Source organism: Enterococcus mundtii (assembly GCF_003957375.1).
GTDB lineage: Bacteria > Bacillota > Bacilli > Lactobacillales > Enterococcaceae > Enterococcus_B > Enterococcus_B spodopteracolus.
On the sequence record NZ_CP025473.1, the window covers coordinates 594,887 to 615,370 of the forward strand.

The window sequence follows — 20,484 nt, forward strand, 5'->3', positions numbered from 1 at the left end:
TCTACGACTTTAGTCCTAGTTTTTCGGAAAATCAAATATTACAAATATTAAAAATGTGACGATTTTGTCATTAAATGTCATAATTCCTTCACCTATGAAATATTTCTAGATGATAAAGTTAGTGACGTTGAAACAAATCAAAGAGAAAAAAAGGAGCTTACTATGAATTCAATTAAAAAGATCGTTTTGGGGACAACTGTTGCCGCTGGAGCAACTGCAATGTTTGTAGGGACTACTGCTCATGCAGATGAAGTCTATACAGTAAAAGCTGGAGATTCATTATCTAAAATCTCACAAAAATTTGCAGGTGACAATTCACTGATAAAGGCTATTGCAGAGCAAAATTCGATTGACGATATCAACCGCATTTTCGTTGGTGAAGAATTAACAATTCCAACTGACGCTTCATCAGTAAAAACAACAGAAGTAGCACCAACAACTGAAAAAGTAGAAACTCCTGTAGTAACAGAAACACCAGCGCAAGAATATACATATGTTGCGCCTGTTGAAACAGTTGAAGTAGCACCAGCTACAACTACTGTAACAACAAACAGCAACTCTGCGAAAGAATGGATTGCACAAAAAGAATCAGGTGGTTCTTACACTGCAACAAACGGACGCTACATCGGACGCTACCAATTAGATTCAGCATATTTGAACGGTGACTACTCACCAGCGAACCAAGAACGTGTTGTAGAAGAATACGTTGCTGGACGCTATGGTTCATGGGATGCTGCAAAAGCATTCTGGTTAGCAAACGGTTGGTACTAAGATAACCATCAATTTATGATGTCAAAAAAGAGGGCTACGCAAGTAGGCCTCTTTTTTTCTCTTCATTTACAATCGTGAAAGATACGTATCGATCGGTTTTTGATAATGATCACCTCGCCAAATCCCTGTATTGATATACTCTGCAATCAAATAGCCGATATAAGGGCCGGTAGTCAAACCAGAGGAGCCTAAGCCGCTTGCGGCAATCAAGCTTGGTTCCCCTGGGACAGGGGCAAAGAACGGCGCAAAATCGGATGTGTACGCACGAGTACCTACTCGCATGGTGTGTTTCCATGTAGCAAGCTGATCGGGTTCAGCTAAAAATGGCACTGTACTTTTTATCAATTGCAGATAAGCAGATTCAGTAGGAGTCAAATCCCAGCCTCCATCATTTTCATGGGTTGCGCCTACCAATATAGTTCCATCTTTGAATGGGATAAAATCGGCTTCCCCTTCCAACATGGCGACAGGCCATTCTTGACTGTTTACATAAGGTGTTTGAAAAACGATCAACTGTCCTTTTTGTGGACGAATATCGGCATGAAAGCCAACCTGCTCCAGTAATGGCTTCAATGAAGGGCCAGGCGCTAATATGACTCGGTCAAAGCTAAGATGTCCAAAAGCACCAGAGACGATCCATTGTGCAGATTCTTTGCGTAACTGGACACGTTCAGAGATTACTTTGACCGTTTGTTTCTCCAATCGTGTGGCCAGATGAGATAGGTAGGCATGGCCGTCTAAACGTCCCCCTCCACTTACAAATAAAGCAGGTGTTGATTTTAACAATGGAAGAGTCGTGGCTGTCTCTTCAGCCCTTAACAGCGAAATATTGCCGATTTCAGGTGCGTCTTTCTTTCGTTCTTCGGCCACTGCAGCAAGATCTTCCAACGCTTCTTTTTGGCGAAAGATCAGTGTACCGGATTGTTTATAGATGGAATCATCAAGTGATAGATCCTGGATTAGTTTTGGGAAAAAAGCCGCACCATCTTTTGCTAACTGATACCACTGTTTATTTCGTCTTTTTGAAAGCCAAGGCGAGATGATGCCTGCACTAGCGCGAGTGGCTTGTCCTTCTTTTGCATCAAATAAGGACACCTCAAATTTAGAGGTGTCTAAATAGTTGGCTAATGTCATACCGATGATGCCACCACCGATAATAGCAATTTTTTCCATAGAAAAACCTCCTTTACTTATCTACCATCTCATAGAACCATTAGAGATACAATATTTTATCCAAGGATTTTTTTCTATTTCATATGAACAAATGTATGGACAAAACTGATTATTGATCAAATTAGAGACAAAAAACAAGGAGGAGTGAGCTTCATTCTCCCACACCTCCTTATATATTAATTTTGTATTTACTTAGGCTTTTGCACCATATGGCGGATAAATAGGATCAAACTAATGAGCAACAAGCCAAGTAGGACGCTTAAAGCAACTTTTGATCCTAACGTTGTTGCTGCTTCATAACTATCTGAACGATGGTCTTGGAAAAAGTTGATGATCACAGCGACTAGCGTAGTAGCGACAGCTCCGGAAAATTGTTGTAACGTATTGAATACAGCGTTACCATCACCTTGTAATTCCATCGATAAAGCATTCATTCCAGTAGTCATCATATTGCTATAAGACAAACCAATACCGATCATATAGAAGAAATGACAGGCAATCAAAAAAACTAATGATGCGTGACCTAAAATAAGCACAAGGACGGTCCACCCGATAAGTGAAAATAAGAGACCAATAAAGATTGGCTTTTTAGGTCCATGTTGGTCGAGTAACTTTCCAGAAAAAGGAGATAAGAGGGCACCAATGGCTGCACCTGGTAGCATAGCTAGACCAGCGACAAAGGCATTGTTTCCTTGGACGATTTGGACGAAGTTCGGTAGGACAAAAGAAACACCAAGTAATAAAAATTGATAAACTAAAAAGCTAAATAAGAATAAGCAGAACGTATGATTTTTAAAAATTTCAAGTCGGATCAAAGGATGATCGGCTTTTTTTGTTCGTTGATAGAAAAGAATAAATCCTAAAATGGCGATGATTAAGGATACCCAGCCAACCCAGTCTCTAAACATGCTTAGAAAAGTTAAGCTTCCACTGAACATCAGACTAACACCAAGGACGCTGGGCAAATCTAAGCGGCCACTTTTTTCAACTTTAAATTTAGGAATTGCGTATAAGCCAATCCCAAGTGAAAGGAGTAATACTGGCAATAGAAAGAGAAAAATATGACTCCATGAGAAATTAGCAGTCAAAATCCCACCATACGTAGGACCAATCGCGGGGGCAATGGCGGTTGTCAAAGTACCAAGGCCCATCATCGTTCCTCTTTTTCCCAGAGGAGCAAAAGTCAAGATGATGTGAAACATCAATGGCAAGGCTATCCCTGTCGCAGCACCTTGGAGTACCCGCCCTAAAAGCAGTAACAAGAAGGTAGGGGAAAAGTAATCGACCAACAACCCAGCAATAAATAGTAAATTGGAACACAAGAAAAGGGTTCTCAGACTAAAGTTTTTGGTCAGATAAGTTGAAAGTGGCACAATGATCGCAATCATTAATAAGTAAATGGTTGTTACCCATTGTACTTGGGAGGTACTGATTTGAAATTCCTGAATCAGTGTTGGGAAGGTCACGTTCATTGCGGTTTCGATCAAAACGCCTGAAAATGACATGATCCCAGTAGCAAGTACGGCCGGCACTAACTGTAGTTGTTTTTGTTTTTGCATGTTTTTCACCTCTAATTTATTCGTAAAAAAAGAGAGAGATTTCTATTCGAAAATAGAAACCGCCTCTCTCTCGACACGCTAGGCGTGTTATCTGTACGATTTATCGTTCGGCTTATTCTAGCATAAGTCTAAAAATAGTGTCAACCAGATTAGCCAATCCAATGTAAAAGAGTTATGATAGTAGTGAAGAAGAAAACAAGGAGGGCCTATGGAAAAAATCGAATGGAGAAAAACCGACCCTAGTTATCGTATGTCAAAGAAACCGCAATTGATCACACTTCCTGCTCAAAAATTTTTTTGTATCAACGGAATAGGTGATCCAAATGGAGAAGAATTTAAGCGTCGTGTAAGTAGTTTATATGCTGTTAGCTATACGATCCGAATGGCACCTAAAAATGATTGGCTAGTTCCTGATTACTCACCTTATACTGTGTATCCTTTAGAAGGTCAGTGGGGACTGCAAGAAAAATTTTTGAATGAACCATTGATGTTAAAAGAGCATTTTTCTTATCAGTTGATGATCAAGCAACCGGATTTTGTGACTCCTCAAGTTGCTGCAGAGGCGTTAGTGCGAGCCAAAACCAAAATTCCAGAAGATCTCGCGAGTCAGCTCGTTTTTAAGACGATCGAAGAAGGCCTTGTAGCGCAGATCTTACACATTGGTTCCTACGACGATGAACCAGAAACATTTGAAAAGCTGGCTTTATTTCTCAAAGAAAAAGGCTATCGCCGAACTTCGAAGGAGCATAAAGAAATCTATCTGAGTGATCCCAGAAGGACGGCGCCAGAAAAATTAAAGACGATTTTGCGAGTAACTGTTGAACAAGACAAATCATTCGAAGTGTCAGATATTAACTAAAAGAAAGAAAGACTCCCTGTTTTTTTGCTATAATAGATACGAAGAGGTGTTTTTTGTATGAAAAAAAATCAACGACAATCATTGATTCGCCAATTGATCACGGAACATGCGATCGGTACGCAAGAGGAATTATTGAATCATTTGCAACTGAACGGGGTCAATGCAACGCAAGCAACGATCTCACGAGATATACGTGAGTTGAAACTTGTGAAAATCCAAGATGAGAATAAACAAATACGCTATGCGTTGTTCAATAAACAAGCGGATTCTTTGATGGAAGATCGCTTGCGAAGTGCGGTCAAACGAGAAGTATTACGAATTCAACGGATTCAATTCATGATCGTTGTCTTAACCGAAAAAGATGGTGCGGATGTGGTAACAAACTGGTTAGATGAAGTGGATTATCCAGAAGTAGCTGCAACGATTGCCGGCGTTGATACGTTCATAGTCATTTGTCGCACAGAAGAAGAAGCCCAGACTTTCGCTGAAAAATTAGAGCAAATGAGAGAATAGGCTCACTTTTAGTCTAATGATCAATGGAAGCGCTAAACATATTGACGTTGTGTAAATCCTACTAAATTCCATGGATACTGGACTTGCAAGAATGGTACGAAATGATTAGAAGGATGTCTGTACAATCTGGATCATTCTAAAGTTGCAATCAATTTGAATAAGCATATAGTGAAAGAGGGGCGAGCAGTCCAGTGATGACAAATATGATCATTTTCCTGACGATTTTAGTTTACGGCGTCAATTTTTTGGCATTTATGTACATTAAAATAAAAGAGATCAAAAATTACCTGGAAAAAATTGCAATCTATTTTGGTGTGAACATGACATTGTTGTTTACCAGTAGTATTTTCCTATTTTTTGGTAAGATCGTCGAAGACGGAATATTGTTGATAGAATAATAGAAAAAACTGATGCCCATTAATATAGGGCATCAGTTTTTAAGTCTCATTTATTTTTTTTGGGAGGTGTACCATACATTTTAGGTGTTACCGGTTTTAATTTAGGTGCTTTGCCTTCGATCTTAGGTTCTTCCAACCATTGATATTCCCCTTCACCATCTAAAGCTTTACCTTTTGCCCAAGAACCTTTGCTACTTTCGTCACCTTCTGAAAAGTTATAGAAGTCATAAGCAATATCTTTACGTTCTTCTTCTCTTGGGAAAGTCGTAGGAACAAGAATACCGCCCTCTGTTTCTTCTAATTCTTTGACAGCTGCTGCCCAAAGGTTTTGATGATAACTGTCTCTAGCCAATAAAACTGATAGTAGGTCTTTTACGCCACGATCATCGATCATTTCGTAAATACGAGCTACTTGTAGTCTTCCTTGAGATTCTGCGTTTAAGTTTGCACGAAAATCAGCAAGTAAATTTCCACTAGCAACAATATAACCACCACTCCAAAGATTACCAACGCTATCCGCAGGACGAGGTCCTAAGCCAGCTACAATAGCGTGTTGAGGATTCATGCCGGAAATGATCGCACCAATCGTTGGGTCTTTTTTCATTGCTTCTTCTTGATCTTCAACAGGTGCATCTTCAAGTAAGCGAGCAACCATTGTCGCTAACATTTCAACATGTCCAAGTTCTTCTGTTGCAATGTCCATCAGCATATCTTTATATTTTTCTTCTCCACGACAGCTCCAACCTTGGAAAAGATATTGCATCGCTACACTCATTTCACCATACTGTCCGCCAATTAATTCTTGTAAATATTTTGCGATTAATGGATTGGGACGATCTGGTTTTGCCTCAAACTGTAATTCTTTTTGGTGTCTAAACATCAAATCTCCTCCTAATCATTTTTTAATACATTACTATTGTTATATGTAATGGAAAAAAATTCAAAGAAAACGCTCTAGATATTGAATTTATTTTTTAAACGTTGATCTATCAATGTTTTATTCTGTGAGAATGACTTCGTTAAAAGAAAAAAATTAGGAATAGCTCAATGAAATATTTTTTTTATAAATGATAACTATTGATGATTTCCAATTGTATTCTCATTTTTGTTAACGGAAAGTAAGTAACGAGAAAGAAGAGAGGGTCACATCAAAGAACGATTGTTTTTAATTCCAGCTTCCAGCTTGGAGCTGAACGGCTTTCTCACGCCCCTGATAAACGGTGTTCCAAAAGCTTACTGCTCAGGTCAAAATGCTTTTGTCACGACCTATTGTTACTTGTAGAATGTTTGCTTCTTTGATATGGTTAATACAAGAAAAACATCGGAGGTATATCATGGCTAAAATTATGGTAGTGGAAGATGAAGAGATCATTCGTCAGCTGATTATGGAAGAGTTGGAGAAATGGCAATTTGAAACCTATGGAACGTCAGATTTCAATCAGGTTTTTGCTGATTTTGAGAAAGAAGAACCACAACTTGTTCTTTTAGATATCAATTTACCAGTATTTGATGGATATTATTGGTGCCAAAAAATACGAGAAATTTCCAAAGTCCCAATTATTTTTATTTCAAGTCGTAATACGAATATGGACATGATCATGGCGATGAACATGGGGGCAGACGATTTTGTGACGAAGCCGTTTCAAATCGATGTCTTGATTGCTAAAATCAATGCTTTATTGCGTCGCTCATATAATTATGGTGAGTTGTCGAGTGAAATGATGACCCACAATGGAATCACGTTGAATGTCGATAATGGTAGTATGGAGATTAATGGTGAAATGATCGATTTGAGCAAGAATGAGTATCGCTTGTTGTTTATTTTAATGAAGCAACACGGGAAAATTTTGACTCGTGAAAAATTGTTGCGTGCGTTGTGGGATGATGAACGGTTTGTCGATGACAATACACTGACGGTTAATATCAATCGCTTACGTCGTAAAATCGAACAGGCAGGGATCACCGATTATATCGAAACAAAAGTCGGCCAGGGGTATATTGTTCCCTGAAAGGATGAAAGACAACTATGAACTTTTTTAAGTATTTGAAAGATCAATGGTCGCTGATCGTCGGATGGATATTTTTTATTTTATTGACGATTTTTGTGATGTGGTTAGCCCCTAATATTACGGTCGATTGGGCCACGATTGCTTATTTAATACTGATCGAAGGTGTTTTCTTAATCTTTTTTTTACTTGTCTGTTACTTGAGTAAACGTCGATGGTGGGCAAAATTGGCAAATCTACAAAAAAATTCTCCCTTGCAAAATTATTTAGATGGTGGACATACAGAGGAAGAGAAGTTGATAGAAGATTATATCAATCAACTGATACGTGAACATCAGGAAGTGATGCAAGAAGCCATCACGAACCAGCAAGATCAAAAAGATTATATCGACTCATGGGTCCATGAAATCAAAGTCCCCGTAGCGGCTGCAGAATTGTTAGTACGATCGATCGAGTTTGATATCGATGATCAAAAATATACATTGTTAGAAAATGAGTTGTCTAAAATCGATGAGTATGTGGAACAAGTATTGTATTATGCGCGCTTGGATAGTTTTTCAAGAGACTATTTGATCCAAGAATACAAGATCAAGAGTATCATCCAACCCGTCATTCGTAGCCAAGCCAATTATTTTATCCAAAAGAAAATACGTTATGAAGTGATAGGTGAAGATCAAACGATTTTGACTGATTCCAAATGGGTGGCTTTTATTTTCAAACAGATTCTTAGTAATGCCATTAAGTATACGCCGGATGAAGGCGAGATCAAACTATTGATCGAAAAGACGACAAAAGGTGTAAAATTTTCTGTCAAAGATTCGGGCATCGGTATACCGAAAGAGGATATTGGACGGATTTTTGACAAAGGCTTCACTGGAGCGAATGGCCGTCTGAGCAAAACTCACTCTACTGGTTTAGGATTATACCTCGCTAAAAATCTCGCGGAAAAATTAGGGATTTCTCTCACTGTTGACTCGATTGAAGGAGAAGGGACGACCATGTCTTTGTTTTTCCCTATCTTGAGTTTTTACCAGGAAGAACGTTAAAAAATGGGATTGCGACAGGTTCACGCGTATTTCTGAAGGAACTACCGGTTGAACATATTCTAATTTGGTTGTGAGAGAAGTGTGTTGACCTTAAATGATGATTGAACAAGTTTAAATATAGTTATCCATCAGCTGTTACCCCGAAAGTAGAAGAATTTTCGAGGAAACAGTTGATTTTATTTATGGATTTATTAGTGACTGATTGAACTTCATAAAAACGTCAATGAAGTTAAGTTAGAAAAAAGTGAGAAATAAAAAATAACTCTTGTGTTGTTAACGTTTTCGTTGATATGTTCTATAACATGTGACATTTAAAAGAAGGAGAATGTTTATGGAATTATTAATCGCATTAGTCCCAATGGTCGCGTGGGGAAGTATTGGTTTAGTCAGTGGAAAGATCGGTGGCGATGCCAATCAACAAACATTAGGAATGACGATCGGTGCATTTCTTTTTTCACTCGTTGCTTTTTTCATCGTTAATCCAACGATTACGCCATGGATCATATTGATTGGATTTTTATCTGGTCTAGCGTGGAGTGTCGGACAAAATGGGCAATTTCATGGTATGAAGTTCATGGGAGTATCTGTAGGATTACCTTTATCCACTGGTTTTCAATTAATTTTGAATACGATTGCGGGCGCTGTCTTTTTCCATGAATGGACACAAACAAAAGATTACGTTTATGGTATTTTAGCGCTGATTCTTCTTGTAAGCGGTGCGTATTTGACTGCTCGACAAGATGATGAAGGAAAAGTCGATACAGATAATAAAATGCTTGATTTCGGTAAAGGATTCAGAGCATTGATCTACTCTACTTTAGGTTATGGTGTCTATACGATCATCGTCAACTGGGCGAATTTAGATGCGATGTCGATTATTTTACCGCAAAGTATCGGTATGATCTTAGGGGCTAGTTTCTTTGCTTTCCGAAAAGTAAAAGTTGATCAATATGTTTGGAAAAATATGGCGAGTGGATTGTTATGGGGAATCGGTAACGTATGTATGCTATTGACCGTTAAGTCATTAGGACTAGCAGTCGGTTTCTCTCTTTCTCAAATGGGGATCATCATTTCAACTCTAGGTGGTATTTTTATCTTAGGGGAGAAAAAGACCAAAAAAGAGCTTATATTTGTAATTGTAGGTTGCCTTTTAGTTATTTTTGGTGGTATCCTTTTAGGGTATATGAAAACAGCGTAAAGCTGTTTTTTTATATACCAAAAAATCAGGGGGAGGGAATTTAATGGATTTGTTTCGTAAGAAAAAAATCAGTCTCAATCATACGAGTGAGATGAAGAAAGAACTAAAAACATCCGATTTGATCATGCTTGGTATTGGCGCGATCATCGGTACAGGTATATTTGTCGTAACAGGAGTGGCAGCAAACCAAAATGCCGGTCCGGCACTATCATTATCATTTGTTTTAGCAGCGATCGTTGTGATTTTATCTGGTCTAAGCTTTGCAGAATTTGCTTCGCGGGTACCAGTGATCGGCGGACCATATGCGTATCTATACGTCGTATTCGGTGAATTTGCAGCTTGGTTGACTGGATGGTTATTAATCGGTGAGTTCTTATTGGCCGTTTCATCCGTTGCGTCAGGTTGGTCCGGTTATGTACAAGGGTTTATTGAAAGTCTTGGTTTTGGCTTACCAACGGCACTAACAGGTGGATATAATCCAGCCAATGGTACATACATCGACTTAATTGCGGTGCTTGTTGTGATTTTCGTCACATACGTTGTTTCTTTGGAAGCGAAGAAAGCGTTACGATTGAACAACATGATGGTTTATGTGAAATTTGGAATCATTGCATTATTTATTATTGTAGGAATCTTTTTTGTTAAACCAGAGAATTGGCAGCCATTCACACCATTCGGCTTTGAAGGTGTACTAGACGGTGCAGCCTTAGTTTTCTTTGCATTCTTAGGATTCGATGCGGTAGCGATGGCTGCGGAGGAAGTAAAAAATCCTCAAAAAGATGTACCAAGAGGAATCATCGGCTCGATCTTGATCGCCACGGTGTTGTATATTATTGTGACATTGATTTTAACAGGGATCGTTCCTTATACAGAATTAGGTGTAAATGATCCTGTGGCATTTGCGATGCGTTACGTAGGGCATGGAACAGTAGGAGCAATCATTGCGGTTGGAGCGATTTTGACCTTATTGACTGTAACGATCTCAATGATGTATTCATTAGCTCGCTTATTGTTTGCAGTAAGTAAAGATGGCTTGTTACCACAGTTCATGACAGAAATCGACAAAAAACATCGTACACCGAAGAAAGCAACTTATGCAGCTGGAATCGCTGCACTATTCTTTGCTGGGTTCTTCCCACTAAATATTTTGGCAGAGTTGACGAACATCATGGCATTGGCTTATCTAATGTTAGTTAGTCTAGGCTTACTGAAATTGCGTAAAATGTTTGGCAAACCAAAAGCAGGCGAGTTCAAAGTGCCATTGGTACCGATTTTACCAATCATTTCGATCTTATCTTGTCTAGTCTTGATGTTACGTTTACAGGCGGTTACTTGGTTAGTCTTCGCGATTACGATGGTGATCGGCCTAGTGATTTACTTTGGCTATGGTTACAAACACAGTAAGATGAATACCGAAAAATAAAAAATGAACAAAAAACCTTGTATCAAGCAGCGTTGCTGATACAAGGTTTTTTCATTCTATTTGTTATTGCGTTAAATCGAGTAATTTTTGTTTCAAGTCTTCTTCCATATGGCCAAGTTCGACTTCTGCATGACGACGTTTTTCTTTTCCTTCTTGTTGGATACGAAGTGTTTCTTGGATCGTTTCGATCAAATCATTTTGTGTGGTTTGCAATGTTTCGATATCCACGATGCCACGTTCATTTTCTTTAGCAGTTTCGATGGCAGAGATTTTCAACATTTCTGAGTTTTTCTTCAATAAATCATTGGTTGTTTCAGAAACTTGTCGTTGTGCTGTCACTGCATCTTTTTGTCGAAGCAAGGTCAACGCAATCACCACTTGGTTTTTCCATAATGGGATGGCTGTAGCAATCGATGCTTGGATCTTTTCTGCCAATGCTTGGTTTGTATTTTGGATCAAACGGATCTGGGGCGCTTGTTGGATCGTGATCTGTCTGGCTAAGCGTAGATCATGAGTGCGCTTGTCCAGGCGATCAAGAAACTGTGTATAATCATTGGCGATCTGTACATCCATTTGATCCCCTGTTTCTTCTGCTTTTCGCATGGCTTCTGGAATGATCTTTGTTTGCAATTCTTCCATTTTTAATTCGCCAGCAGCGATATAAATGTTCAACGCATCAAAATAATCTTTATTTTTTTGATAAAGTTGTTCTAACATCAGATTGTCTTTTAATAGGCCATCTTTTTCTTTGTCTAATTTGACTGAGATCTTGTCGATTTGCGCACCGATTTTTTGGTATTTGGCAGTGACTTCATAAATCGATTGTTTGACTTTACCGAATACGCGTTGGAAAATATTTCCTTCTCCTGCACGTAATTCATCTGGATTTGCTTCTTGAAGGCGGTACATCAGTTCAGTCAATGAATCACCGACTGGTCCGATATCTTGTGCTTGCACGTGATTCAACATCGACTGTGAGAACTCACCTAATTTTGTTTGAGCAGCTGAACCGTAGCTGATGACCGACTGAGAATCAGTGACATCAATTTTTTCAGCCAATTGTTTGGCTTGTTCTTGTCTTTCAGCAGGTAATTTATCAATCAACCGAGCAGCAGTTTGCTGTTCTTGAAGTGCATTAATTTCATTTTGTTGTGTTTGAGTCAATTTATCGACGGGTGTCGAAAAAGGATTATTCAATAAATCTTCTAAAGTATCATTTACAGGGGTTACTTCGTTTTTTGGTTCATGTGGATTATTTTCCATTAAAATTCCTCCTTATCGATTAAGCTAGAAAAAGTACCCGAAACAATCAGACGATGTCTAAGTGTTCCGAGTCCAAGAAATAAACGTGCTTATTCTTCTGGTACATCTTTATTATCACGCTTTAAGCTTTGTTTCGCAACAGATATCTCTACATCGATATCTTCCAAATCTTCCGAAACGAAATCTTGATAGTCTTTCGCGACTAATGAAGCAAGTTGATCAATGATCTGGGTACTTTCTTCCAGTTTTTGATAGGTCTGTTTGTTTTTGATCTCGTGTTCATTGATCTCAATATATTTGTTTGTCAAATCCACTAGGTTTGGCAAGTGGGTGTAAAGAAACTGACTCGCATCATGCAATCGAGTAGGTTCTTTTACGAGTTCTTTGAACAAACCTTTTGCTGCTTTTACAGGTTCGTGACGAAGATCGATCGCTTTAAGCTTTGCCGTTTCGTACATATTTTTTTCTAGTTGTTCGATTTCATTTTTTGTTTGATTCATCGTTTCTCTGAAAAAAGAGACTTCACTCGGTGTCATGCCATTTTCGCTATAATGGGCTGCTAATTTATCAGATAGATTTGGTAAAGCTGTTTTGTCCTTAGGTTTTTTACGAAAACCAAAAAGCCCCCAAATCAGCAAAACTGCGCCAATTAACAAGATCATTGATATGATCGATACATCATTATAACTGAAGAACAGTATCACTAAGAGTAAACCTACGATCCATTTCCAATTCTTTTTAATCATCCTAAAAACCTCCGTGTATATTCATTGTCCACTCTGCTCATCTACTTCTTTATTTTAGCACAACCTTCTTAATAATTAGTATCGGACTAAAGGTGGATTTTATGAGTTTATAGAATTTCTAAGGTTTGGATATGGTAAACTAAGTAAGAAATCAAAAAGAAAATTGAAAAAAATAAAAAAAGTAGTTATTATAGGACAAAAGAAAGCAGGGGAAAAGATGCTTGAATATGAACAGTTTGAAGAGAAAACGATCCAACGAAAAGAAATTTATCATGGAGCGATCATTGATGTCGCTGTGGATGATGTCCGCTTACCAGATGGAAATATCGGGAAGCGTGAATTAGTCTTTCATCCCGGTGGTGTAGGAATCATTGCTTTTGATGAAAAAGATCGTCTACTATTAGTCAAACAATTCCGCAAACCTTTAGAAAAAGTGATCCTCGAAATACCAGCTGGTAAAATTGATCCAGGAGAAAAACAGGCGCCTGAGATCACTGCTGCTAGAGAATTAGAAGAAGAAACTGGATACCGCGCAGAGCGTTTAGAGCATTTGACTTCTATGTATTTGTCACCAGGATTTGCGAATGAACTCCTGCATATCTATCATGCAGTAAATATCGAAAAAGTGGAACAGCCTCTCGCACAAGATGAGGATGAAGTATTGGAACTTTATGCGTTGACTTTAGCAGAAGCAAAACAAGCGATGTCAGATCAAGTCATTTGCGATGCAAAAACGATTTATGCGATTCAATACTGGGAATCAATGAACAAAGGAAAGTAGAGGGATCAATTGATGGTCAAAGGACCGCTAGTCACACGTAGCGAAATCCGTAAACGACAGCAAGCACAAGCACAAGCATCATTAAAAAAACAAAGAAAAGCGGAAGCTACGTACAAACAAGAAGAAAAAAAGATCGCGAGTTTCTATCGTAAAGAACAAAAGAAAAATAAGCCAATCACGAAAACAAGAGCGGGCGAACGAGAAAAAACACGTAAATGGAATGCTGTTTTGATGAAAGGCTTGGTTATCGTTATTTTATTGTTAGCCATCGTTTTTCTGGCAGTTGCATTTATATAGAAAGAAGGAACAACTAAATGAAAATTGGAATCATCGGAGCAATGGAAGAAGAAGTAAAAATTTTAAGAGAACAACTAGGAGAACCCTTATCATGGGAAAGAGCAGGTGCTCTGTTTATCTCAGGCTCATTAGGCAATCATGAAGTCATTGTTGTACGTTCAGGTATCGGTAAAGTCTTGGCATCGATCACAACAAGCTTATTGATTCAACAATACGGTGTAAACATGGTCATCAATACAGGATCAGCTGGCGGCATCGGTGAAGGCCTACGTATAGGGGATGTAGTGATCTCTGACAAAGTTGCCTATTTTGATGCAGATGTTACAGGGTTCGGTTACAAGCCAGGACAGTTACCAGGCATGCCTCTTTATTATGAAGCAAGCACGTATTTACGTTCAGAAATGAAAAGAGCCGCAGAAGCAACCAACTTGAATGCAAAAGAAGGCTTGATCGTCACAGGAGATACATTTGTTGATTCGCCAGTCAAAGTCCAAGAGATCCTTGGCAATTTCCCTGAAGCACTTGCTTGTGAGATGGAAGGGGCTGCAGTCGGTCAAACGGCGCAACAATTCAATATTCCTTTCTTGATCGTGCGAGCAATGAGTGATACGGCGGACCATTCAGCGACACAAAGCTTTGACGAATTCATCGAAGAAGCAGGGAAACGTTCAGCTGAAATGGTGATTGAATTTGTCAAACATCTTGTATAAGGAGCGAACCGAATGAAAGCATTGATTTCGATTGATTACACCTATGATTTTGTGGCAGATGATGGGAAATTGACGACTGGAAAGAGCGGTCAGGCAATTGAACCAGCTTTAACGAAGTATACAAAAAAGTTTATTGATGAGAAAGAATTTGTCGTATTTGCGATCGATGCACATGATCCCGAAGATGCTTTTCATCCGGAAAACCAATTGTTTCCACCACATAATATAGTCGGAACCAGAGGCCGCGATCTGTATGGTTCATTGCAAGAGATTTATGCGGAACATCAAACACAAGCCAATGTTTATTGGATCGATAAACGTCACTATTCTGCATTCAGTGGAACAGATCTTGACATTCGTTTACGGGAACGTGGGATTACAGAGATTTATTTAACAGGTGTTTGTACAGATATCTGTGTCTTGCATACAGCAATCGATGCCTATAACCTAGGCTATCAATTATTTATTTACGAAGATGCAATTGCCAGCTTTGATCCAATCGGACATGACTGGGCATTGAAACATTTTCAAACAGCCCTTGGTGCAGAGATCATTAAGGGATAAAAAGAGTGAGGTAGTGGATAAAATATTCGATCGAATATTTTATCCACTATTTCTATTGGTCATTAACTGAAACAATGGGAAATATATACATACAAATTGATCAATGGAGTGTACATAAAGTCGTTTATACGTGAAAGGAAGGAATCGGTATGAGAAAAGGGAAAGCAAATTTAGGTTTTTTTGGTTTAATGGGAATTTTAGTGTTTTTAGGATATTTACCAAATCTCTCAGGGTTATTTTCGCTCTTTGCATTATTTTCTTTGCTTGGCTTTTTTTGGATAACAAAAAATGGGGGAGGAGTGGAAGATTTTTTTATTAAAGAGAGCATTTTAACCAGAAGTATCTTACTAAAAACTATAATTTTTTCACTGTTATTAGCATATATTTTAACTATAAAACTGGGAGAGTTACAATTTTAATTGTTTTAAATTCATATCTGAGCAGAGGCTAGTACGGAGTAGCATCAGTTGATAGGTAAAGAAAATATAAAATCATACATAGATTCAAATTCAAAATATCAAAAAGAAATATGAAATAAGCCGGAAAAAAAGTTTTTCGACAAGTAGTGTTTTCATTTCAACTATTAAGAGGTGGGTGGAAAAAAGCAGGAACTCTATTTAAAAAACTGAACACTGCTGAAAGCCAGTTAAGTCAAATTGTGGGAGTAACCACCATTCGAGAATCAGAGTCAAAGATTGGTATAGAGACAAAATGAAAAAAGACTGTTTATCGAAGTAATTACTGTAAATAATATGATATAATTTTGAGGTAGAGAAGTGAAAAGATGGTGGCTAATCTCTTGAAAAAAGGATGATGCCTATGGTCCATAGCTCTTTATCCCTAGAAGGGGTAGGCAAGTGTCAAGTTTTGAAGCAATGCAACTGATGATTGCTTTTGCGACGTTAGTGTTGCTGATTATTGACTATAAAAATCAAATAAATAACCCTCTAAACAGAAAATTCTTTACTGAAAAAACGTTGATACAATGAAATATGACTTTAAAAAAAGAGTATAAAGCAAACAATTTGGTGTGTCTGCTCTATACTCTTTTAACTTGTTGTTTGACTATCAATTTTTTGATATAGTTCCTAAAAGAAATTTTTCACCAAATATGCACACGTTTTTCAGGTGCTAGATACATCGGATCTTCTTCGGTAATCTTAAATGCTTCGTAGAACTCTGCTAAGTTTTGTGGTTGGATATTCGCCCGAAGTTTCGCAGGTGCGTGAACATCGATTTGTAAAAGTAATTGTTGGTATTCTTTTTTCGCTTTTGTACGCCAGATTGTCGCCCAGTTCATGAAGAAATCGGCTGCTGAATAATCGTCTTCTGTCATTGCAGCTTCTAGTGCGCAACTTAATCCACCGGCATCGGCAATGTTCTCAGAAACAGTCAGTTTTCCATTGACTGTGCCATCAGCAAAAGGTACACCGTCAAACTGTTCGATCATGGCTTGCGCTTTTTCTTGGAAATGAGCGAAGTCTTCTTCTGTCCACCAGTTATTCAAGTTACCGAATTCATCAAATTTCGCGCCGTTGTTGTCAAACGCATGGGAAATCTCATGGGCAATGACTGCACCGATTCCGCCGAAGTTTGCCGAGCTAGATTGTTCCAAACTATAAAATGGTGCTTGTAAAATCGCAGCTGGGAAAACGATCACGTTTCGAAATGGATGATAGTACGCATTGACTGTATCAGCACTCATTTCCCATTCATCACGATCAACAGGCTTGTTCCATTTACTGAAACGGTCTTTTAGGGTTAGATGACTAAAGTTCAACGCATTTGAAAGCAAGGTTCCACCTTCATTTGCGGGAACTGTTTGGAACGCATCGAACAAGGCAGGGATTTTATCAGGGTAACCGACTTGGATGCCTAATTTGTTCAATTTGACGATTGCTTTTTCACGTGTCGCATCACTTAACCATTCATTCGTTTCGAGTCGTTTTTGGTAAACAGTGATCATTTTCTTGACCATTTGTTCAACATCTTTTTTTGCTGCTTCGCCAAAATACTTGTTTCCGTAGTAATCGCCCAACACATGATCAAACTGTCCAGAAGCAAGGTAATAAGCTGCTTTCTTTTGTGGCATTGCTTCATCAGTTCCTGATAAAGTCCGAGAGAAGATCCCACTGACTTGACGGAAATCTTCAGATAGATAACTGCTTAGTGAACGAACCGTTTTTACGATCATCCAGCTTTTAAGTAGTCGGAAATGTGGAGTCGTCAAAAGTTCAGCTAAATGTTCAAAGTAGACAGGGTCAGTAACGATCACTTGGTCTGGACGTGTGCCGATCAAGCCAGTGGTCAACGTAGTTAAGTCGAGAGCATCTGTATATGCCGTAAATTCAGTAAAGGCACGTGGGTTGTACATTTGGCTATAATCTGCATTTTCTTCCGCGCTTTTGACATGTGGCGCAATCAATTTATCGAATTGGATCGCTTGTTCGACGATTGCTTCTGCCTGACTTCTTTCTCGGCCTGTCATTTCTAAAAGTTGGACCATCATATCAAAAAAGACGGACAATAATTGAGCACCATTTGGATGTTCTGCTTCATAATATGTTTTATCTGGTAAAAATAAAGAGGGTGGTGAAGCGAAAAAGGCATTGACCTGCGCATTTTTCATATCTGCATCCACATCTAAGACAACAGGCAACGGTAAGCTGTCCAATGTCCATTCGGGAAATTGCTGATTTAATTCGTCAAAGGAAGTGACTTGCTCGATCCTTTCGAGGATTGGTTGTAAAGGTGTAGCACCTAATTGATCTCTATATTCATAATCATTTGCTAGTTGATAATAAGCAAGGAAGTGACGCATTTTATCAGATGTAACTTTTGTTGGATCAGCTAACATCTCATCTGTATCTCGCATCATTAGTTGATCAATGCCATCAACTAAATCCTGAAACCCACCAGTTGCTGGCTTATCGGCAGGAATTGTTGCTGTTTTTAACCATGCTTCATTTACTGCTTCAAAAAAATCTTGTTTCAAACGTTCTTGGTTCATTGAATCATCGCTCCTTTTTAGTTCCGTGTGCCCATTATCTAACAAAAAAGCAGAATAAACAAATGGAACGTAAAATCTATTTCCGAGGAATAAAAGTGTAATCGGTTTCTCAGGCGGAAGAGGAGTAAAAACACGTAACATCTGAATCAAGAAAATTGATCAGAAAGAGCAATCAATCACTAGTCGATCTGATTTATTTTTTTAGGACTATCCCTTATAATGAGGGAGGAGGTGATTGATTCTGAAAAAAGCAAGTGGGAAATGGCAAGAAGTCTTGCTCAATGGAAAAACCGAGCGAATCAGTGAGTTTCGTCTGCTAAAAAGGAAACAAGAAAAAGGACACTATTTAGCAGTGATTTTTGAAAATGAGAGTTATTTGATCGTTGATCCTCAAGGAAAAGCAGTCGAATTTGTTACAGTGGTAAATGCCTATTCAACAAGCATTGCAACATCCAATACTTGGCAAGAAGCCAGTATAAATGCAGAAGGAATTGACGATGAGATGATCGATAAGCTTTGGGCAAAGTGGACACAACGAGCGCCGACGACTCATTTAATTGATTGCTGGGTAGGTTTGCCGGAACAACGTTTCTTGACATATAAAAAGTGGCGAACAACATCTGGTTATCTTTGTGGTACCTATGCGGCAGCAGTTTTACTTGCCTACTATCAAGATCATTGTATGCCCAATCTGATTCCTTCAGATATCCGCCGAAAAGATTCCCGCGATGCGAAAGAATTGATCCAAAAACTGCGTAAAACGATTCAACCTTTAGGCTTGCCTACCGTACCTATCCAAGTAAGTACAGGAATCTCAGCCTTTTTTAGAAAACAACAGCAACCGATTTATGCCAGAAGTACAGTAGTCGGTTCTTGGCAACGAGCAACAAAGCGTATTCGAGAAGGAAAACCTGTGATGATCGGTATTTTAAGATTGCTAGGTAGTACCTATGGTAATCATTGGGTCACTGCGTATGCTTACTATGAATCAGCTTCTGGTGAGCGTTATTATAAAGTCCATGATAATTGGGGAAACACAAATAAAGTGATTCCTGCAAGTTGGGGAAATGGAACAGTCTCACTTCCTTGATTATTTTCAGAAAATACCAGAAATACGGAACGAAATATGTTAAACTATCGAAGAATAGAGAAGTTTGGGAGGATGTCATGAGTAAAAAGTATCAGGACGACACGTTGAAAATCTTTAGTTTGAATGGGAATCGACCGTTAGCAGAAAAAATCGCCAAAGTATTTGGAACAGAGTTAGGGAAAAGTGTAGTCAAACAATTTAGTGATGGAGAAATTTCAATCAACATTGAAGAAAGTATCCGTGGCGACCATGTCTACATCGTTCAATCGACGAATGCACCAGTCAATGATTACTACATGGAATTATTGATCATGATCGATGCGATGAAACGTGCAAGTGCCAAAACAATCAATGTGGTATTGCCTTATTATGGTTATGCGAGACAAGACCGTACAGCGAAGCCCCATGAACCAATTACAGCAAAATTGATTGCGAACATGCTTGAAGAAGCAGGAGCGACTCGTGTATTGACCTTAGATCTGCATACGGTGCAAGTACAAGGATTCTTTGATATTCCAGTAGATAACTTATTTACAATGCCATTATTTGCACATTATTACCGTGAACTTGGTCTGATCGGCGATGACATTGTCGTTGTTTCACCAAAGAACAGTGGTGTCCAACGCGCGCGTAGCTTATCAGAGTATTTGAATAGTACGTTAGCGATCGTTGATCATGCGGACGAAGAAGTCGAAGGGACAGCAGCAAGTTACGTGATCGGGAATGTTCAAGGAAAAACGTGTATACTGGTTGATGATATTTTAAATACTGGATTGACATTCGCTCGAGCAGCCAAAGTCTTGAAAGAAAATGGCGCCAAGGATATCTATGTTTGTGCTTCCCACGGCTTGTTATCAGAGCCAGCAAAAGAGATCTTGGACGAAGCGCCAATCAAAGATATCTGTATCACTGATTCTGTCTATACACCAGAAGACCGTCACCCTGAAAACTTGACGATCGTCACTTGTTCAAACTTGATGGGTGAAGCCGTCAAACGTATCCACGAAAACACGCCAATGAGCCCATTGTTCCGTTTGGAAGAGAAGAGCTTTAGATAACAAATGAAACACCATAAAA

Annotated in this window: 22 protein-coding genes; 16 read left to right on the top strand and 6 right to left on the bottom strand. The window is 38.7% G+C overall.

All coding sequences use genetic code 11. From position 1 onward, the window contains the following. Positions 1 to 162: 162 nt before the first annotated feature. Positions 163 to 771 carry a LysM peptidoglycan-binding domain-containing protein gene (locus CYK55_RS03105; protein WP_023519180.1) on the top strand — a complete coding sequence of 203 codons (609 nt, stop codon included), beginning with the start codon at positions 163 to 165 and terminating at the stop codon, positions 769 to 771. Positions 772 to 837: 66 nt separating this feature from the next. Here the strand turns inward: CYK55_RS03105 and CYK55_RS03110 are convergent, their stop codons facing one another. Together CYK55_RS03110 and CYK55_RS03115 are read right to left on the bottom strand one after the other, a co-directional pair. Next, complete coding sequence (locus CYK55_RS03110) at positions 838 to 1,944, bottom strand: NAD(P)/FAD-dependent oxidoreductase (RefSeq protein ID WP_126133933.1); 1,107 nt, start codon at positions 1,942 to 1,944, stop codon at positions 838 to 840. Positions 1,945 to 2,132: 188 nt separating this feature from the next. Then, entirely contained in the window at positions 2,133 to 3,503 is a 1,371-nt protein-coding gene (locus CYK55_RS03115) for an MFS transporter (protein ID WP_034688966.1), read from the bottom strand. A gap of 208 nt (positions 3,504 to 3,711) precedes the next feature. Here CYK55_RS03115 and CYK55_RS03120 point away from each other — a divergent pair, with 208 nt between their 5' ends. The 3 genes from CYK55_RS03120 (at position 3,712) to CYK55_RS03130 (ending at position 5,273) form a co-directional block, all read left to right on the top strand. Further along, the gene (locus CYK55_RS03120; protein WP_034688964.1) at positions 3,712 to 4,362 is read left to right on the top strand and encodes a GyrI-like domain-containing protein; all 651 of its coding nucleotides are present in this window, start codon (positions 3,712 to 3,714) and stop codon (positions 4,360 to 4,362) included. A gap of 57 nt (positions 4,363 to 4,419) precedes the next feature. Then, on the top strand, positions 4,420 to 4,875 hold the full coding sequence (locus CYK55_RS03125) for an arginine repressor (protein WP_034688962.1): 456 nt from the start codon (positions 4,420 to 4,422) through the stop codon (positions 4,873 to 4,875). A gap of 191 nt (positions 4,876 to 5,066) precedes the next feature. Continuing rightward, positions 5,067 to 5,273, top strand: coding sequence for a hypothetical protein (locus CYK55_RS03130; RefSeq protein ID WP_023519183.1), 207 nt, complete (start codon positions 5,067 to 5,069; stop codon positions 5,271 to 5,273). A 46-nt stretch (positions 5,274 to 5,319) separates the two neighbouring features. On the opposite strand, the gene CYK55_RS03135 is transcribed toward CYK55_RS03130, so the two are convergent. Next, the gene (locus tag CYK55_RS03135; protein ID WP_126133934.1) at positions 5,320 to 6,153 is read right to left on the bottom strand and encodes a manganese catalase family protein; all 834 of its coding nucleotides are present in this window, start codon (positions 6,151 to 6,153) and stop codon (positions 5,320 to 5,322) included. Positions 6,154 to 6,607: 454 nt separating this feature from the next. Here CYK55_RS03135 and sapR point away from each other — a divergent pair, with 454 nt between their 5' ends. The 4 genes from sapR to CYK55_RS03155 all read left to right on the top strand — a co-directional run bounded on the left by sapR (position 6,608) and on the right by CYK55_RS03155 (position 10,946). After that, the gene (sapR, locus tag CYK55_RS03140) at positions 6,608 to 7,282 is read left to right on the top strand and encodes a two-component system response regulator SapR (protein ID WP_010736206.1); all 675 of its coding nucleotides are present in this window, start codon (positions 6,608 to 6,610) and stop codon (positions 7,280 to 7,282) included. A gap of 17 nt (positions 7,283 to 7,299) precedes the next feature. Then, complete coding sequence (gene sapS / locus CYK55_RS03145; protein ID WP_034688958.1) at positions 7,300 to 8,325, top strand: two-component system sensor histidine kinase SapS; 1,026 nt, start codon at positions 7,300 to 7,302, stop codon at positions 8,323 to 8,325. 331 nt (positions 8,326 to 8,656) lie between these two features. Beyond that, complete coding sequence (locus CYK55_RS03150) at positions 8,657 to 9,523, top strand: GRP family sugar transporter (RefSeq protein ID WP_034688957.1); 867 nt, start codon at positions 8,657 to 8,659, stop codon at positions 9,521 to 9,523. 43 nt (positions 9,524 to 9,566) lie between these two features. After that, on the top strand, positions 9,567 to 10,946 hold the full coding sequence (locus CYK55_RS03155; RefSeq protein ID WP_034688956.1) for an APC family permease: 1,380 nt from the start codon (positions 9,567 to 9,569) through the stop codon (positions 10,944 to 10,946). Positions 10,947 to 11,009: 63 nt separating this feature from the next. Here the strand turns inward: CYK55_RS03155 and CYK55_RS03160 are convergent, their stop codons facing one another. Beyond that, positions 11,010 to 12,209, bottom strand: a complete 1,200-nt coding sequence (locus CYK55_RS03160) for a toxic anion resistance protein (RefSeq protein WP_034688954.1) — start codon at positions 12,207 to 12,209, stop codon at positions 11,010 to 11,012. Between the two features lie 89 nt (positions 12,210 to 12,298). Continuing rightward, positions 12,299 to 12,955: a 5-bromo-4-chloroindolyl phosphate hydrolysis family protein gene (locus tag CYK55_RS03165; protein WP_034688953.1), complete on the bottom strand. Its 657-nt coding sequence runs from the start codon at positions 12,953 to 12,955 to the stop codon at positions 12,299 to 12,301. A 217-nt stretch (positions 12,956 to 13,172) separates the two neighbouring features. Between CYK55_RS03165 and CYK55_RS03170 the strand changes: the two genes are divergently transcribed. The 6 genes from CYK55_RS03170 to CYK55_RS13690 all read left to right on the top strand — a co-directional run bounded on the left by CYK55_RS03170 (position 13,173) and on the right by CYK55_RS13690 (position 16,296). Beyond that, the gene (locus CYK55_RS03170) at positions 13,173 to 13,736 is read left to right on the top strand and encodes an NUDIX hydrolase (RefSeq protein ID WP_034688952.1); all 564 of its coding nucleotides are present in this window, start codon (positions 13,173 to 13,175) and stop codon (positions 13,734 to 13,736) included. A 12-nt stretch (positions 13,737 to 13,748) separates the two neighbouring features. Continuing rightward, complete coding sequence (gene macP, locus CYK55_RS03175) at positions 13,749 to 14,033, top strand: cell wall synthase accessory phosphoprotein MacP (RefSeq protein WP_034688951.1); 285 nt, start codon at positions 13,749 to 13,751, stop codon at positions 14,031 to 14,033. A 17-nt stretch (positions 14,034 to 14,050) separates the two neighbouring features. After that, complete coding sequence (locus tag CYK55_RS03180; RefSeq protein ID WP_126133935.1) at positions 14,051 to 14,743, top strand: 5'-methylthioadenosine/adenosylhomocysteine nucleosidase; 693 nt, start codon at positions 14,051 to 14,053, stop codon at positions 14,741 to 14,743. A gap of 12 nt (positions 14,744 to 14,755) precedes the next feature. Continuing rightward, entirely contained in the window at positions 14,756 to 15,307 is a 552-nt protein-coding gene (locus tag CYK55_RS03185; RefSeq protein ID WP_034688948.1) for a cysteine hydrolase family protein, read from the top strand. A gap of 149 nt (positions 15,308 to 15,456) precedes the next feature. Next, positions 15,457 to 15,726 (top strand): hypothetical protein, encoded by a 270-nt coding sequence (locus CYK55_RS03190; RefSeq protein ID WP_034688947.1) that lies wholly within the window; start codon positions 15,457 to 15,459, stop codon positions 15,724 to 15,726. Positions 15,727 to 16,164: 438 nt separating this feature from the next. Next, a complete protein-coding gene (locus CYK55_RS13690) occupies positions 16,165 to 16,296 on the top strand; it encodes a putative holin-like toxin (protein WP_235186340.1) in 132 nt (43 codons plus the stop codon). A 113-nt stretch (positions 16,297 to 16,409) separates the two neighbouring features. Here the strand turns inward: CYK55_RS13690 and CYK55_RS03195 are convergent, their stop codons facing one another. Next, complete coding sequence (locus tag CYK55_RS03195; RefSeq protein ID WP_034688945.1) at positions 16,410 to 18,317, bottom strand: M13 family metallopeptidase; 1,908 nt, start codon at positions 18,315 to 18,317, stop codon at positions 16,410 to 16,412. A gap of 235 nt (positions 18,318 to 18,552) precedes the next feature. Between CYK55_RS03195 and CYK55_RS03200 the strand changes: the two genes are divergently transcribed. Continuing rightward, entirely contained in the window at positions 18,553 to 19,407 is an 855-nt protein-coding gene (locus CYK55_RS03200; RefSeq protein ID WP_034688944.1) for a hypothetical protein, read from the top strand. Between the two features lie 77 nt (positions 19,408 to 19,484). After that, positions 19,485 to 20,465 carry a ribose-phosphate diphosphokinase gene (locus tag CYK55_RS03205; protein ID WP_126133936.1) on the top strand — a complete coding sequence of 327 codons (981 nt, stop codon included), beginning with the start codon at positions 19,485 to 19,487 and terminating at the stop codon, positions 20,463 to 20,465. Positions 20,466 to 20,484: the final 19 nt, after the last annotated feature.